General features: G+C 55.8%; 9 protein-coding genes and 1 tRNA gene. 6 read left to right on the top strand and 4 right to left on the bottom strand.

What is annotated here, in order from left to right:
* Positions 1–88: IS3 family transposase (locus tag G1C95_RS12795; protein ID WP_169171528.1), on the top strand; the 88-nt coding region annotated here is incomplete at its 5' end.
* A 61-nt stretch (positions 89–149) separates the two neighbouring features.
* On the opposite strand, the gene G1C95_RS08390 is transcribed toward G1C95_RS12795, so the two are convergent.
* A tRNA-Pro gene (locus G1C95_RS08390) sits at positions 150–223 on the bottom strand.
* Between the two features lie 475 nt (positions 224–698).
* Between G1C95_RS08390 and G1C95_RS08385 the strand changes: the two genes are divergently transcribed.
* Positions 699–1,958, top strand: a complete 1,260-nt coding sequence (locus G1C95_RS08385) for an ABC transporter permease (RefSeq protein ID WP_240947492.1) — start codon at positions 699–701, stop codon at positions 1,956–1,958.
* A gap of 69 nt (positions 1,959–2,027) precedes the next feature.
* Entirely contained in the window at positions 2,028–3,356 is a 1,329-nt protein-coding gene (gene aroA, locus G1C95_RS08380; protein WP_169172486.1) for a 3-phosphoshikimate 1-carboxyvinyltransferase, read from the top strand.
* Between the two features lie 93 nt (positions 3,357–3,449).
* Here the strand turns inward: aroA and G1C95_RS08375 are convergent, their stop codons facing one another.
* The 3 genes from G1C95_RS08375 to G1C95_RS08365 all read right to left on the bottom strand — a co-directional run bounded on the left by G1C95_RS08375 (position 3,450) and on the right by G1C95_RS08365 (position 9,348).
* Complete coding sequence (locus G1C95_RS08375; RefSeq protein WP_169172485.1) at positions 3,450–4,691, bottom strand: acetate/propionate family kinase; 1,242 nt, start codon at positions 4,689–4,691, stop codon at positions 3,450–3,452.
* A gap of 283 nt (positions 4,692–4,974) precedes the next feature.
* Entirely contained in the window at positions 4,975–6,648 is a 1,674-nt protein-coding gene (pta, locus tag G1C95_RS08370; protein WP_169172484.1) for a phosphate acetyltransferase, read from the bottom strand.
* Positions 6,649–6,870: 222 nt separating this feature from the next.
* On the bottom strand, positions 6,871–9,348 hold the full coding sequence (locus G1C95_RS08365) for a phosphoketolase (RefSeq protein WP_169172483.1): 2,478 nt from the start codon (positions 9,346–9,348) through the stop codon (positions 6,871–6,873).
* Between the two features lie 442 nt (positions 9,349–9,790).
* Between G1C95_RS08365 and guaA the strand changes: the two genes are divergently transcribed.
* The 3 genes from guaA (at position 9,791) to G1C95_RS08350 (ending at position 16,421) form a co-directional block, all read left to right on the top strand.
* Positions 9,791–11,353: a glutamine-hydrolyzing GMP synthase gene (guaA, locus tag G1C95_RS08360; protein WP_169172482.1), complete on the top strand. Its 1,563-nt coding sequence runs from the start codon at positions 9,791–9,793 to the stop codon at positions 11,351–11,353.
* 103 nt (positions 11,354–11,456) lie between these two features.
* On the top strand, positions 11,457–12,701 hold the full coding sequence (locus G1C95_RS08355; protein ID WP_169172481.1) for an ATP-binding protein: 1,245 nt from the start codon (positions 11,457–11,459) through the stop codon (positions 12,699–12,701).
* Between the two features lie 51 nt (positions 12,702–12,752).
* A complete protein-coding gene (locus G1C95_RS08350) occupies positions 12,753–16,421 on the top strand; it encodes an nSTAND3 domain-containing NTPase (RefSeq protein ID WP_169172480.1) in 3,669 nt (1,222 codons plus the stop codon).
* The last annotated feature ends 344 nt before the right edge of the window (positions 16,422–16,765 follow it).

The raw sequence follows: 16,765 nt of genomic DNA, 5'->3' as shown, positions 1-16,765 counted from the left end.
CGTCCACTGGAACACGAAAAGGAGGCAGGTTAAACTGAAGGGACTGACCCCGGAGGAATTCCGGAATCAGTCCCTACATGCGGCCTAGGCCGCTTATTAGCCCGTCCAAGAACTGGGATGCAGTTCAAGCGGGAGTAGGGCTTTCGCGGTCGGGACAGCGGGATTTGAACCCGCGACATCTTGCTCCCAAAGCAAGCGCGCTACCAAACTGCGCTATGTCCCGTTGATTATGCCATTCGGCACAACTTTTCTATTATACGCACCACGTAGGACGGATTTTCGTCCCGACCACCCAGAAAACAGTCGAACAGTCCGCTCGGAAGTCGAGGGGTCTGCGGTCATTGTTACTGAGTGTTACTGGCGACCATTTTTCAATTTTTGCCGAAGCCTGAAAACCTAAGCGGCAGTAAGCCTCAGTGGACGTCGGGAAGCAAACGGTTCAGTAACATCCTGCTCCCAAAGCAGGCGCGCTACCAAACTGCGCTACGGCCCGATGCGCCATGACGGCACAAGGAACTATTGTATCGCATCATTGGACCGTGACACGGGTTACAATGACATTTTGTACAGAAGTTTGGTGGCGTGTCTTTTCAGAGCAGACTGTTGTGGCAAAGTACTGATATATAACTGATATACAGGTGTGCCGTCAACGGATGGCTGACAGAGGAACGCTGGCAGAGAGGTAAGGGAGGTTTTATATGGGCCGCAACCAACGCGCCGAAACCTCCGGCCTTATTTCTTTTGTTATCTGCGCCGTGGTGGGTGTGCTCTCCATGAACGCGTATATGGATTATGCCCCTGCCATCTGGCAGGTCACACAGCGCCGCTTCATGGTCAGCTCAGGCATTGTGGCGGCCTGTGGCGTCATCTCCTTCATCATCGGATACGCGCGCAAATCGCGCTCGCTGAACCTCAGGCACGGCTGGTTAGCACCAATCCGGCGCGTCTTTGAAATCGTGGCATTGTCGGTGGTGTATGCGGCGACCATATTCCTCTCATCGTTCGCCATGATGAACACGGTGAACGACATGATGGGCAACGCGATTTTCTCTGGCTACATTTCGGCGGTATGCGGTGGATTTGCCGGCATAGTCGGCTATATGACGTTCGTGCAGGCCGAACTAATGAACGCCAAAACCATTGCCAGCCTGCTGCCATTCTTCGTAATCTCCGGCGTGGCCGCCGCCGGCATGACCACTGACGATCCATATTGGTACCACAATAATTTCTCCCAATTGGGCGACCGCACCACCTTCGCCGCGCGCATGTTCAACTCCACGTTGATACTGGCCGGTACCTGCATTATCATCGTCAGCTACTTTGCCATCTCCGAGCTGGTGGCCACCGAGCGCTTGCAACGACTGTGGCATGATCGCACACGCAACGATCCGAACCGTGGCTATGAAATCCCGCATTTTATGGCCCGTATCACCGCGCTGTCCGTACTGCTGACCATTGCGGGCTTGGCCTTCATCGGCATCGGTGTGTTCCGCTACACGCCACATAATCTGCTGCATAACGTATGCGCTAAAGGACTGCCGTTTGTGATGCTGCTGCTGTTTTTGCTATTGCCGTGGCTTGCCCCGCGACTGTCCAAAGCGGTGATGGTGGCCTCTGATTTGGCGGCGCTGGTATGCGCCGGCTTCTGGGCCAATATGATGATGGGGCACAACACACTTACCAATGTGGAAGCCTTGGCTGGGCTTATGTTCCTTGGCTGGTTCATCGTCTTCTCCCGCCAGATTGCCGCCATCGAAGCTGACCGTGTGGCTTCGCAGCTGTTGCATGCGCAGATGCTGGAGATGCAGGCTCATGCCGCCGCTCTGGAGGCCGCTGCCGAAGCCGATACGGAGGCGTTGGATGCCTCCGGCGTAGTGGCAGCACCTGAACCCACAGCGGTGCCGGTGCCAGATCCGCAACCGGTACGTATTGAATCAAGGCTGGCTGCCGACCGGTAACGCACTGATAATGCGCACGCTGTGGAACATGCTGCGAATCCAGCGCATATACCTGATACATTGGCTGGCATGAGTGATATGGAACTTTGGCCCGCGCCTTTGGCCACCGCACCGCTGCACGCCACCGTCACCGTGCCGGGCAGCAAATCATTGTCCAACCGTTACCTGATTTTGGCAGCGCTCGGCTCCCGCCCTGTGACGCTGGTCGGACTGCTACGCTCGCGCGATACCGATCTGATGATGGCCGCGCTTGAATCGTTGGGAGTACGCTGCCAGGTCGATACTGATACAGATACCACGGTGACGGTGACCCCGCCATCCAGTGGACGTTTCACCGGTAATGTGAACGTATTCTGTGGTCTGGCCGGTACCGTGATGCGCTTCGTACCAGGTCTTGCGATGTTTGCCGATGGACCCGTGCATTTTGACGGTGATGAACAGGCGTATGCGCGCCCGATGAAACCGGTGCTTGATGGATTGGAGCAGCTGGGTGCCTCTGTGGAATATCACGGTGAGATAGGCCGTCTGCCGTTCACCATCACTCCGCCGTCTGCGCTCCCTGACCACCGCGCGCAAGTGAACATTGATTCGTCTGGCTCATCGCAGTTTATTTCCGGTCTGCTGCTGATTGGCTCGCGCTTGCCGGGTGGTTTGGAATTGCATCATACGGGGGAGAAGACCCCCAGTCTGCCGCATATACGTATGACCGTATCCGATGTGACCGGTGCCGGTGGCGATATTGTTGCCGACGAAGCCGCTCGTGTATGGGCCGTCGCGCCATGTGCGATGCAACTTCCGAGCACGGTGGTTGTTGAACCGGATTTGTCGAATGCTGCGCCGTTCTTAGGAGCCGCACTGATTGCCGGAGGCAGCGTACGCGTACCGAATTGGCCTGAGGCCACAACTCAGCCCGGTGGCCTGTTGCCCGGATATTTGGCTGATATGGGTGCTGAAGTATCGTTCCCGGTAATTGATGGTGTGCGATATTGCGAAGTATCCGGAACTGGCATCATCCATGGTCTTGGTGATTTCGATTTGACCGCGGCAGGGGAGATTGCCCCATCGCTGGCGGCGATTCTGGTGTTTGCGGATGCGCCGACCCGCATGATCGGCATTGGGCACTTGCGTGGGCATGAGACGAATCGTTTGGAAGCGCTGGTCAATGAAATTACGCGCGTTGGGGGAGCGGCGCAGGAACTGCCGGATGGATTGAGTATTACGCCGGTAGCTCAGGATGCTTTGCACGGTGCGGATATGGAAACCTATGCCGATCATCGTATGGCCACGTTCGCTGCGATGCTGGGCTTGCGCATTGCCGGGGTACGTGTGCGTAATGTGGCCACCACGCGCAAGACATTGCCCGATTTCGTGGGCATGTGGACGGCCATGCTGAGCTGACATAATGCAATAACTAAGCGGAAGGGCAAGTCCCGTGCAGGACTTGCCCTTCCACTTAGTTATTTTGAACTAAAACTGACTCAAGCCAGAAAATCAGGCCTCGTCAACCGGGTCAACCACGTTGCCGTAGTAGTCCTTGCCGGCCTCAGCGATGGCGGCGGACTTGCGAGCGATGGCCAGCTCTTCGTTGGTCGGGATGACGGCCACGATGACGGAGGAATCCGGAGTGGAGATGATGCGCGGCTCGGAGGAGTGCTCCGCGTTCTTCTCCTTGTCCAGCTTGACACCGAACGGAGCGAGCTTGTCGACGACCAGCTCACGCACCCAGGAGGCGTTCTCGCCCACACCGGCGGTGAAGGTGATCACGTCGCAGCCACCCATCTGGTAGGTGTAGTTGCCGATGTAGGCCACGATACGGTGCACGTAGACATCCAGAGCGAGCTGGGCGTCGGCGTTGCCTTCCTTGGCCAGGCGCATGACTTCACGCATATCGCCGTAGCCGGTCATGCCGGTCAGGCCGGACTTCTTGTTGAACAGGGTGTCCAGCTCGTCCACGTTCATGTGGGCGTTGCGGATCAGGTGGAAGACCACAGCCGGATCGATGTCGCCGGTGCGGCCACCCATAACCAGGCCCTCGAGCGGGGTCAGACCCATGGAAGTTTCAACGGGCTTGCCGGAAATCTGAGCGGAGGCGGAAGCGCCGTTGCCGATGTGCAGCACGATCTGCTTGAGGCCCTCGGCGGGCTTGCCAACGATACCCGGCACCACGGAACCGACGTACTCGTGGGAGGTGCCGTGAGCGCCGTAGCGCTTGATGGCGTACTTCTTGGCGACTTCCTGGTTCAGTGCGTAGGTGGAGGAAGCAGCCGGCAGCTGGGTGAAGAAGGAGGAATCGAACACGGCGATCTGCGGCACGTCAGGCATGAGGGACTTCATGACTTCGATGCCCTTGGCTTCAGGACCGTTGTGCAGCGGAGCCAGCACAGCGAGGTTCTTGATGTTCTCGACGGCTTCGTCAGTGCACAGGCTCGGCTGCGGGAAGATGGAACCGCCCTGCACCACGCGGTGGCCAACGGCCACGATGCCGGCCTCATCCAGGTTCGGACCGAATTCCTTGAAGAAGCCGAGCACCTTCTTCAGACCCACGCTGTGGTTCGGAATCGGCTCATCGAATTCGTGGGCCTCGCCGTTGTACTTGTGCTTGTAATGGCCGTCGATCGGCTCACCGATCTTTTCGACAAGGCCGGAAGCAAGGCCTTCGCCGGATTCGAGATCAACCAGCTGGTACTTGATCGAGCTGGAGCCGGAATTGATGACAAGGACGGTTTTCGCCATTGTGGGCATCCTCCATGTAATTGTGTTTCGTCCGCGACAAAGCGGAATACCATTGTTTAGATTACTCGCTGCTTACTACAAATTCATGAGATGGTGCAGCAAACCATTGCTCATAACGTCGCATATCGGCAAACAGTTGCGTGAATAACAGTGAGCCCGTCATAGGGGATCCTGTGTGTGCTTCGAGTCATTCAGGCTCAACTGCACAGTGCAAGATCGGCATATGACGGGCTCCCTATAGTTGATATGCGTCAATGTGACGCGACCGATGTTTAACGGAACGTCACTGGGCTTCGATGGCGGTGAGTGCCACGGTGTTGATGATGTCCTGCACCAGAGCGCCACGGGACAGATCGTTCACCGGCTTGTTCAGGCCCTGCAGCACCGGGCCGACGGCCACAGCGCCGGAGGAGCGCTGCACGGCCTTGTAGCCGATGTTGCCGGCGCACAGATCCGGGAACACGAACACGTTGACGTGACCGGCGACGTCGTTGCCCTTGGCCTTGGTGGCGGCTACGGTAGGCGACCAGGCGGCGTCGAACTGGATGGAGCCGACGACGGCCAGCTCAGGAGCCTTCTCCTTGACGATCTTGGTGGCTTCCTCGACCAGATCCACATCCGGGCCCTTGCCGGAACCGAGGGTGGAGTAGGAGAGCATGCCGACCTTCGGCTCGATACCGAACGCGGCGGCGGTTTCAGCGGACTGGATGGCGATATCAGCCAGCTGCTCGGCGTTCGGGTTCAGGTTGATGGCGCAGTCGGCGAACACGGCCACATGATCCTTGAAGCACATGAGGAAGGCACCGGAGACCAGCGACTGACCGGGCTTGGTCTTGATGACCTGCAGGGCCGGACGCACGGTGTTGGCGGTGGAGTTGATGGAGCCGGAGACCAGGCCGTCGGCCTTGCCAAGCACCACAAGCATGGTGCCGAAGTAGCTGGCGTCGGTCAGCTGCTTGCGGGCCTGTTCTTCGGTCATGCCCTTCTTGGCGCGCAGTTCGCACAGCTTGGCGACCATCGGCACCAGCACTTCTTCGTCGCTCATGGACTGGAAGGTGGCCTTCTCCAGGGACTTCAGACCGAGTTCGGCACCGCGGGCCAGGATCTGATCCTTCTCGCCCACGATGATGAGGTTCACGATATCGCGCTCAAGCAGGTAGTCAGCCGCCTTGATGATGCGGTCTTCTTCGCCTTCGGGCAGCACGATGGTCTTCTTGTCGGCCTTGGCCTTGCCCAGCAGGCTGTACTGGAAGGCATAAGGAGTGACAGGAGCGTCGAAGTCGGCGGCGAGGGCTGCTTCGAGCTCTTCGGCCGGCACGTTCTCGACGAACGCTTCGGAAGCGGCCTCGGCAGCGCCTTCCTCGTCGAAATCGACCTTGGGCAGCACCCACACCGGCACGCCAGCGTTGGCCAGCGCTTCCTTGGAAGGGGCGACCTGATCGGCTTCTGCGCCGGTGACGAACACTCCGATCACCTTGGTGCCGGCGGCTTCGACGGTGGCGGTGGAGGCGGCCACAGTGGCGGCCAGCTGCTCAGGGGTGCGATTGATGGTGCACACAGCCAACAGCACGGGGGAGGCCAGATCGGCTGCCACGTCGGCATTGAAGGAGAAGAGGGAAGGATCGTTGATAGCGGACTTATCGGTGCCGACAATCACGGCGGCTTCGGCGTCGAGGGCGGCAAGGGCTTCGTGGTAGGCGGCCACGATATCAGCACGGGAGCCAGCCTTGTCTTCGCGGGCGCGCTTGGGGCACACGCCGGTGGCCTGCTCGCGGGTTTCTCCGGCGTTGGCAGCGGCCAGCAGCACGTCGGTGAACGTTTCCTTCTTGCACACGGCAGGACGGAACACAGCCGTCTTCTTGCCTGCGCTGGCGAGGGCATTGACAACGCCAAGGGCGACGACATTGCGGCCGTTGGCGGCTTCAGGGCTGATGATGGTAACGGAAGTAAGACTCACGATGTCTCCTATTCGAACTGCTCATTGTGTGATTGTTACTGGTTCACACCAGTGCTCATTCTAAAACAGGAGCGTTATCGTTCACGGCGGTGTTGCTGTCAGTTTCGTTTGCATACATAGTGATATGGCTCACAGTTGCATGTTGATATACGAAAAGGGATCCGAGATTGCTCTCGGATCCCTTTCAACCGTTAACTAGAACGGTGAGTCAGTGAATTAGACTCACTCGTTGTCGCCGGCGGTGGCAGCGGTGGCGGAGACGGCACCCTGCTTGTTGGTGTTCACATCGGAGTAGACCCAATCGGTGTAATCCGGGTGATCGTAGCCGTTGTCGACAGCGAACTGGAAGGCTTCGGTACGGAAGGCCTCGAGCTCGTCGATCTTGGCGGCGTACTTGTCGGCGTCGATCATGCGCAGAGCCTCAGCGGTCAGGGCGTAGCGATCCATGTCGTTCACGCGAACCATGTCGAACGGCGTGGTGGTGGAGCCCTGCTCCTTGTAGCCATGCACGTTGAAGTTGTCGTGGTTCGGGCGATCGAAGATCAGGCCACGCACGTCGTGAGCGTAGGAGTGGTACGCGAACAGCACCGGCTTGTCGGCGGTGAAGATGTCAGCGAACTCTTCATCGGTCAGAGCCTCGTTGTTCTCCTTGGCGGACTGCAGCTTGACCAGATCCACAACGTTGACGACCTTGAACTTGATGCCGAGCTCGTTGAGCTTGTCGGCAGCAGCCATGATCTCCTGGGTCGGAACGTCGCCAGCGGCGGCGAGCACAACCTGAGCCTCATCGTTGGACTTGGCGGTGGAAGCCCACTTCCACTCGGCGGCACCGGCGGCGAGCTCTTCACGAGCCTCGTCCAGGGTCTGCCAGGTGGCGGCCGGCTGCTTGCCGGCGAAGATCAGGTTGATCTTGTTGGTGGACTTGTAGCACTTCTCAGCCACGGCCAGCAGCATATTGGAGTCAGCCGGGAAGTAGATGTCGACCACGTGATCGTTGTTGAACGTCTTGTTCAGCATCACGGAGGAGACACCCGGATCCTGGTGGGAGAAGCCGTTGTGATCCTGACGCCACACGTGAGAGGACACGAGCAGGTTCATGGAGGCGATCGGCTTACGCCACGGGATCTCGCGCACGGTGGCCTCAAGCCACTTGGCATGCTGGTTGAGCATGGAGTCGATCACGTGCACGAAGGACTCGTAGGAGGACCAGATGCCGTGACGGCCGGTGAGCAGGTAGGCCTCGAGGAAGCCTTCCATCTGGTGCTCGGAGAGCTGCTCGACAACAGCGCCGGAGTGAGCCATGTGCTCGTCGACCAGCGGGGAGATGTAGCCGGCATCCCACTGCTTGTTGGTCACTTCGTAAGCGGCCTGCAGACGGTTGGAAGCGGTCTCATCCGGTCCGAAGATGCGGAACTGGCCCATGTTGTTCTTGAGCACGTCGCGGGTGTAGACGCCCAGACGACGGGTGGCCTCGAGCTGACCCCAACCGTGGCCGTACTCCTTGACTTCCTTGACCTCGTAATCGTCGAGGTTCGGCAGGTCGAGGTCCTGACGCAGCACACCACCGTTGGCGTTCGGGTTGGCACCGATACGCAGCTCGCCCTTCGGCATGAAGTTGGTGACTTCGGGCTTCAGAGCGCCGTTGGCGTCGAAGAGCTCCTCAGGCTTGTAGGACTCCAGCCAGTTCTTGAGGACTTCGAAGTGAGCCTCGGTATCGCGGGCGGAAGCCAGCGGCACCTGGTGAGCGCGCCAAGAACCCTCGGTCTTCTTGCCGTCGATGAACTTCGGGCAGGTCCAACCCTTCGGGGTGCGGAAGATGATCATCGGGTAGAACGGACGGTGCATGTCGTCGAAGTCGGCGGCGTGCTTGATGTCGCAGATTTCGTCCCAGATCTGCTCGAACAGGTCGGCGAAGCGACGGTGGATGGACATGTGGTCCTCATCGTCGAAGCCAGCAACGAACTCGTAGGGTTCGTAGCCCATGCCGTGGAAGAACTCGTGCAGCTCTTCGTCGGAGATACGGGACAGGATGGTCGGGTTGGCGATCTTGTAGCCGTTGAGGTGCAGGATCGGCAGCACGATACCATCGGTGCGCGGGTTCACGAGCTTGTTGGACTGCCAACCGGTAGCCAGCGGGCCGGTCTCGGCTTCGCCGTCGCCGACGATGGCCGGCACGAACAGGCTCGGGTTGTCCATGATGGCGCCGTAAGCATGAGACAGAGCGTAGCCCAGCTCGCCACCTTCGTGGATGGAGCCCGGGGTCTCCGGAGCGAAGTGGGAGGGGATGCCGCCCGGGTAGGAGAACTGACGGAAGAACTTCTGCAGACCAGCTTCATCCTTGGTGATCTTCGGGAAGGTCTCAGTGTAGGTGCCGTCGATGTAGGACTGAGCGGTACCGGCAGGGCCACCGTGGCCCGGGCCCATGATGATCACGGTGTTCTGGCCGTGGTCAGCGATGAAACGGTTGATGTGGCCGATGAGGAAGTTCAGGCCCGGGGTGGTGCCCCAGTGTCCGACCAAGCGGTGCTTGACGTCCTCACGGGTGAAGGGCTCCTTCATCAGCGGGTTGCTGCGAAGGTAAATCTGTCCGATGGACAGATAGTTCGAGGCGCGCCAGTACTTGTCAACGCCTTCGAGCGCTTCCTCAGAAACCGGAGCATTCAGCTTCTTCCAAGGGGTGCCAATAACAGGATTCGTCATGTGTACTCCTGTACTCCTGCACATATGTGCGATTGATTATTTCCGTTTGGTTTGCGGGCCGTGGTTCCTTGCGTTGCCATGGTTTTCCGTTCCCAATCACTCGTCATGGTACGTGGACAACGCGACTTTATGAACGATTTGTTGCGGGTGTGTTTGAAATTGTTAAGAAAAATTCGCTATTTGTTAGTTTTAGGCGTTCGATTGTCCGTATCGATTATATCGATAAAGAGTTATAAAAGCTTGAGATTTCAAGGAAAATAGGGATTTTGAATGCGTTTGCACGTTCGATTCGCAGTGTGCGGAATCGGCGTGTTTTGATGGTTGGGCGTAGTTTTTGTGAGATTTTCGCACATCCTGTTCGCGTGTCGGTCTTGTCGGCTTGACCGGCGATAATCGAGCCTGTCTAGCTTATACAGTCCCGATGAACGTTAGGGGAATATCAATGGCAAATGGTCCTGTGCTTGTCGTCGATTTCGGCGCCCAGTACGCCCAGCTCATCGCCCGCCGCGTGCGTGAGGCCGGTGTCTATTCCGAACTGGTGCCCCACTCCATGCCTGCCGACGAGATTCTAGCCAAGGATCCGAAGGCGATCATCCTGTCCGGCGGACCGGCGTCGGTGTTCGAACCCGGTGCCCCCTCCATAGATACTAAGGTATTCAATGCCGGAGTACCGGTGCTCGGCATTTGCTACGGCTTCCAGGTGATGGCCTACGAGCTTGGCGGCAAGGTAGATAAGGCCGCGCTTGGCGAATATGGCAAAACCGAAGCCGTAATCGACGATGCCGCCGATATTCTTGCCGGTTCCCCGGCCGAACAGACCACGTGGATGAGCCACGGCGTAGCCGTGGAAACCGCTCCCGAAGGCTTTAAGGTGCTTGCCCATACCGAAGGCGCACCCGTGGCTGCCATGGCCGACGAGGCCCGCAAGCTTTACGGTGTGCAGTGGCACCCGGAAGTCAAGCATTCTCCGCTTGGCCAGGCCTTGATCGAAAACTTCCTGCATGAGTGCGCAGGCCTGCCGCGCGACTGGGATGCCTCCAGCATCATCGAGGATCAGGTCGCCAAGATTCGCGCCCAGGTCGGTGACGCGCAGGTGATTTGCGGCCTGTCCGGTGGCGTCGACTCCGCCGTGGCCGCGGCCCTCGTGCACAAGGCCATCGGCGACCAGCTCACCTGCGTGTTCGTGGACCACGGTCTGCTGCGCAAGGGTGAAGCCGAACAGGTCAAGCATGACTTCGTTGAGGCCACCGGCATTAAGCTCATCGCCGTGGACGCCTCCGAAGACTTCCTGACCGCGTTGAAGGGCGTTTCCGAACCCGAACGCAAGCGCAAGATCATCGGCGAGAAGTTCATCCGCACCTTCGAGAAGGCGCAGCGTCAGGTCATTGCCGAGGCAGGGGAGAACGGCAAGGAGGTTAAGTTCCTTGTGCAGGGCACCCTCTACCCGGATGTCGTCGAATCCGGTGGCGGCGATGGTGCGGCCAACATCAAGAGCCACCACAACGTCGGCGGCCTGCCGAAGGATCTGAAGTTCGAACTCGTCGAGCCATTACGTACCCTCTTCAAGGATGAGGTGCGTGCCATCGGCACTGAGCTCGGTCTGCCCGAAGCTATGGTGTGGCGCCAGCCGTTCCCCGGCCCGGGCCTGGGCATCCGCATCATTGGCGAGATTACTAAGGAACGTCTTGATCTGCTGCGCGAGGCCGACGCCATCGCTCGCGAGGAGCTGACCCGCGCTGGTCTTGACCGCGATATCTGGCAGTGCCCGGTTGTGCTGCTGGCGGACGTACACTCCGTCGGCGTGCAGGGCGACGAGCGCACCTACGGCTCTCCGATTGTGCTGCGCCCTGTTTCGTCCGAGGATGCTATGACTGCTGACTGGTCGCGTGTGCCCTACGATGTGCTCGCCACGATCTCCACGCGCATCACCAACGAATGCCGCCAGATTAACCGCGTGGTGCTGGACTGCACCTCCAAGCCCCCGGCAACCATCGAGTGGGAATAATAAAATTAGCAGTTATCGGTGCATAAATTGACGATACTGAAAAATATTCCCCGATAAACGCAATATTTGCTATACTGGCTTCAATCGGAAGATTGGAGCCAGTATGCGTTTGTTCAAACGTGAGGACTACCTTCGAAAGATTCGTGGGTTCTATCATGACGACGGGATGATTAAGGTCATCACCGGGGTTCGCCGCTGTGGCAAGTCGTGTCTCATGCAGTGCATCGTCCAGGAGCTCAAAGATGAGGGTGTATCTGACGACCGCATCATGCACTTTGATCTTGACCGGTATGGGTTCCGATCCGTTAAGACTCCGGACCAGCTTGAGGCTCTTATCGAACCCGCCCTTGAGATTCCGGGAATGAAGTACCTCTTCATCGACGAGGTTCAAAACATCGACGGCTTCGAGGAGGTCGTCAACGAGTTTCGCAACGAGGGCAATTTCTCGATTTTTATAACCGGCTCCAACTCGTATCTGCTCTCGGGCGAGCTTTCGACCAAGTTGACGGGACGCTACATCGAGTTCGAGATGCAGACGCTGAGCTTCAAAGAGTACTGCGATATGAAGCGGTTCCTCGACCTATCCGTCGATGCGAACCTCGCTACCGAGCTTGACCGCTACATCTTGGAAGGCGGATTCCCCAAGTCGCTCGACTATCCCGATATGGCGGATAAACGCACGTATGCGCAATCGGTCATCAGGGAGATCTTCGACAAGGATGTCCGTGGTCGCGTGAAGGTTAAGAACGTATCGGTGTTCAACCATGTGCGGGACTACGTGATCAACAACTTTGGTGCGACGACCTCGCTCACAAACATTCTCGATGACCTCAACAAGAAGCAGGGCGTGAAAATCAAGCGCGAGACGCTTCATAGGTATCTGCAGATACTCGAGGATGCCAAAATCATCAGCAGGTGCACGCGATTCGACATGAAGTCGCGCAAATCGCTGCAGGGGGAGCAGAAGTACTACCTCGCCGACCTGAGCTTCTACTTCGCCTTGAACACCGACAACCGCATCAACTACGGTCCGGTGTTGGAGAACATCGTTTACAACTACGCGCGTAGCCGTGGTTATGAGGTGAGTGTGGGGCGCATCGGCAATCTGGAGTGCGACTTCATCCTGCGGGACAGTGAGATGGGGTATGCGTACGTCCAAGTGGCGATGACCATCATGAACGACCGTGCGACCGAAGACCGCGAATACCGTCCTTTGGAGAACATCAAGGACAACTACCCCAAGTTCGTCATCACGCGCAACGATCCCATTCAGAGGCGCAGCGGCATCGTGCACGAGAACATCACTGAGCTGATTGGAGAGGGCCGAGAGTTCTCGCCGGGCGAATAAGTGAGCTTTAGATATGGACGTCTTTGCTAAGTGCGGCTGGAAGGATTGACAATGGGACGGCTTAATGTAATTCAAAGTGAGCTGAAGCAGCTCGACGGGGGTTTATTCCAGAAACTCGCTGAGGCTTATGTGTGTCGTAAGCTTGGTCTTCGATTTATAACAACTCTAGGGTCGCAACCTGGTACGAATAAACCGACAAAAGGTATCCCTGACGCCCATAGTTTGACGGACTCCGAAGCAATTCTTATTCCGTTTACCACCGCGCAATGCGATTCCTACAAAAAGCTAAAGCGCGATATCGAAGAGTGCATTTCCGTTCGGATTCCTGAAGGACGCAGCAGAAGAATCGTTTGCTGTCACCTTGTATGGCGGCTAACCCCAGAACAAGAGGGTAAGTTAAAGGAACTTCACCCCCAAGTTGAGCTACTAGGCCCATCGATCATTGCGATGGACTTGGCACACAAGTATTACGATCTTGCGGCGGACTATCTTCATATACACGTGGGTGTCGATGCTCTTGTCACTCCGGCTGGATGGGTCGAAAGGGAGGAACGAAGAGGCTATGCAACTCCACAATCGGGATTGATTCGCAATAGGGAAAAAGAACTAGTAGAATTCAGAGACGCTTTCGCTCGAAGTCAGATAATCGTTATTCACGGCCCCTCCGGAAGCGGAAAGACAAGGTTGGCGCTTGAGCTCGTGAACCAATACGCGCACGATAAGCAGGTTGGTTCATATGTTTTGTCGAAAATGCATGGCGTGGGCGTGGCGGAAGATGTCAATGCTTTCCTTTCGGAAGGTGAGGCTGTTCTTCTTGTTGACGATGCACAACAGTGTGATGGTCTCGACGCGGTTCTTGAGACGGTTGTGAAGAACACTAGGCTCCGAGTAGTGCTCACCGTGCGGGAGTACGCTTTTAAGCATCTGATGAAAAATGTGCGCAGTTCGGTGAGATACGAGGAATTCTTCTTGAAACCATTGGAGGATGAGGATGTAGAGGCATTGCTGCGAGATGATTATGAAATAACCAACCCCTTTTTCCTTGAGAAGATAAGGAAGATTGCTCGCGGTAACTTGAGACTTGCGATAATGGCTTCTCTATGTGCGAAGAGGGATGGCTATTCTGGCATCGAGAGCGCCTATGAGATCATGGATCTCTTCTACAGAGGGCTCGTCAACGGGCTTAAGAAGGATGACCTTACCCTGTTGTCGTATCTGAGTGTTCATTCTCCCTGCGATTTAAAAGAGAATGATCCGGTTTACGGCAACCTTCTATTGAGTGGAATGTCCCATTCTGTGATGGTGCAAAGAGCGAGGGTGCTGCACGACCGTAATATTCTCGATCTTTTAGAAGGTCCTGATGGAACCATCGCAATCAAGTTTGAGCAGTTGAACCTTCGAGATTACTGCATATATAAAGCGATTTTTGAAGAGCATCTTATTGATCTGGACGTTTTCATAGCGCGGTTCATTTTTGAGGAACGGGCGAAGGTCGTCGTGGTTCTCAATGTCCTCATTTCCGTATTCGGTGATGAACAAACGCTTTCCCACATCACATCGGAGTGTGAGAAGGTTTGGAGAGAATCTGTCACAAGGCCAGACGCAGAGCGCTGCGAAATCATGGACGTTCTGCATCCGCTTATACCTGATGACGCATATCGCTACGCATGCAATGAGATTGATGAAATGTCGGTGTCTGTTATTCCGATATCAGAGCAGGGGAATTACGGACGGGAAGCGACCGGCGTGGTTCCCGTTAGCTTGGCTATTCTCTGTGGACTCAAGAATCTAGACCGTTATCCTGATGCAATCCCCGTCCTGCTTGATGGTGTAGAAAAAGGCTGCTTTAGGCTCGGGGACTATAAGTCAGCTGTTGAAGGGCCTCTGGCGATAAATATGCATTCTGCTGGAGGTGAACTCAGATACGAATTTAAGCTTCTTGATGAGATGCTGCGAAGGGCTATTGAGAACCCTGATTCTCGCAACCTTCAGTTTTTCGGATTGAAGCTATGCGAGCAGTATCTAGCTCTTTCTCATGTGTCGACAGAGGCTGATGAAGGAGGGACGATTCGTTTCTTCAGCATTGAGATGCCAAAAACCGAAGCCGTTCTCGACTTAAGAGATCGAGCGATAGCTTTTCTCTGCACTTTGCTTGGAGTATCGGACTATCGAGCCGATGCGGCCAAAGTCCTTTTCCCACATGTCGGGATATGCAAAAAGGGTTCGGTTGACGAAGATGTCCGTTTCTTTTTGGAGAGCGGCATAAAGTCGTTCTTACGAGCCATGCCTGACGACTATGTTCCCGTTTCACGGGAAGAGCGCGAGCTTGTTTATCGCTGCTCGCTGGCTTGTGAGGCGCTTTCCGCGGAAGGACGGGAGAAAGTGAGGTCTATCCTACCCCCGGCTTATTTCGACCGCGAAGAACTGATGAAGAGCTTCAGGCCTGATGAGGATGAGATTCTTTCTGTCACTAAGGACTGGGGAACAAGGCGTTTCGAGGCTGTGCTCCGCGTCAATCAGGGAATGTGGCAGCGGCAAGAGCTTGACCAGTACGATGCCGGGTCTCTTATAGATAGGGTGTTTATGTCTTTGCTGGCAGAGGATAGACCTCCTATTGACGTCGAAAAGACATTCGGTTTTTTCTGCGACCTTCATGACGCCGATCAGAAGATATCTCTCGGTCCGGTAATCGTCGAAAGAATCGCGCAGAGGATAGGTTGGCGACTGATGCTCGATCAAATGCAAGCGCATGGCCTTTCGGCTTTGGCAGCGATAGGTATTGCGGCTGCGCCCTCTGAGTTTTTGACGGAGAATGATCATGACATTCTCATCGCAATGGCTGAATCTGGTCAGATTATGATGCACATTGATGATGTCATTGGCATCGAAGCAAAGTCAGTCGGTTTTGCGAGAACCTACTGCGCAGCGGTCAAGGATCCATTACTTTCCAGACCGGGATACGCAAGCTTCTTTTTTCAGTCACTTTTCGGATCAGACGACCTATTGGCTTTTCTTGATACTTGTTTTGGAAGCGACCTAGAAGACTTGATGGAGATATATGGGTCTAATATCTTGGATGACCATTTCGATTACTTCGGCGTCCTGTTCAGGTATCTTGACGAAAGGGGAGCCGATCCGATTGGCTGTCTGATAAAACAACTTGAGGGCGCTGACTCTTCCTGCAATCGTTGCAAGTTAATTCGAAGAATGGGTCATGCTTCGGGACTTTGTGATTCGAAAGAGAGGGTACTTGAGGCTATTCAGCGATTGATTTCCTGCAGTGAGTTTCCGGAGTATGACGTTTATGACCTGTTGTCTTATAATGAATATCTAGAAAATGACTTTGATGTTTCTGGATTTATTTTTGACGTTCTGGAGCGCGGGCTGAATGTGGGAGACGTGCCAAAGTACTATTCCATAGTTCTGTCGGATATTCCGTTCAAGGATCGAGCGGAGCCGTATGTTTCCTTATTAAGCAAAGATCCAGAAGGCAAGTTTTTGAGTATCCTTCCGTTCGGATCTTCGTCTTATGTCGGGTCTGGTGAAGAGGGGTTTGCTTCAGCGTATCGCGAGGAGATAGAAATAATCGAGTCGATATCAAAGTCTCTTCCAAGAGACAGTCGTTTTAGCTCTCACAGAGGGCGTCTGCATGAGATTGTTCAGGCAAAGAAGCGGGAGATTGAGCGGGAGAGGTGGCGGAAGTTCCACGAGTCAATTTGATCCGAAGTGAAGTGGCCTGATTTTTGTTCCGCCTCACTATGAAGGCGGAACAAAAATCAGGCCACTTCAATCCATTTCACCGTGGGGTATGTTTGAGATGAGGAAGATCTCGCTTTATATGTTTCAAACCTTGGGATTGGGATAGCAGGCGAGGCTGACGTGGCAACTAGAGCGAAAATCAAGATTTCGGACGATATCGAACCCGCAAAATGCTGGACGATGAATATGAGAGATCCGGATGTGTGGACAACTGGCTGTAGTGGGGTTGCTTCAATTTGAAAAGCATGCGGTTGGGAATAGGAATCCATTCGGGAAAAGTACTGCTGGTATTTCATATTGGTTTC

The organism is Bifidobacterium oedipodis (genome assembly GCF_012932425.1).
In the GTDB taxonomy this organism is placed as follows: Bacteria; Actinomycetota; Actinomycetes; order Actinomycetales; family Bifidobacteriaceae; genus Bifidobacterium; species Bifidobacterium oedipodis.
Note: the sequence above shows the minus strand (reverse complement) of the source record. Positions and strands in the feature narration are given on the sequence as shown.

Bases quoted from the DNA above. Each gene is read 5' to 3' on its own strand.
- G1C95_RS08385 (WP_240947492.1), top strand. From the start codon at position 699: ATGGGCCGCAACCAACGCGCCGAAACCTCCGGCCTTATTTCTTTTGTT.
- aroA (WP_169172486.1), top strand. From the start codon at position 2,028: ATGAGTGATATGGAACTTTGGCCCGCGCCTTTGGCCACCGCACCGCTG.
- G1C95_RS08375 (WP_169172485.1), bottom strand. From the start codon at position 4,691: ATGGCGAAAACCGTCCTTGTCATCAATTCCGGCTCCAGCTCGATCAAG.
- G1C95_RS08365 (WP_169172483.1), bottom strand. From the start codon at position 9,348: ATGACGAATCCTGTTATTGGCACCCCTTGGAAGAAGCTGAATGCTCCG.
- guaA (WP_169172482.1), top strand. From the start codon at position 9,791: ATGGCAAATGGTCCTGTGCTTGTCGTCGATTTCGGCGCCCAGTACGCC.
- G1C95_RS08355 (WP_169172481.1), top strand. From the start codon at position 11,457: ATGCGTTTGTTCAAACGTGAGGACTACCTTCGAAAGATTCGTGGGTTC.
- G1C95_RS08350 (WP_169172480.1), top strand. From the start codon at position 12,753: ATGGGACGGCTTAATGTAATTCAAAGTGAGCTGAAGCAGCTCGACGGG.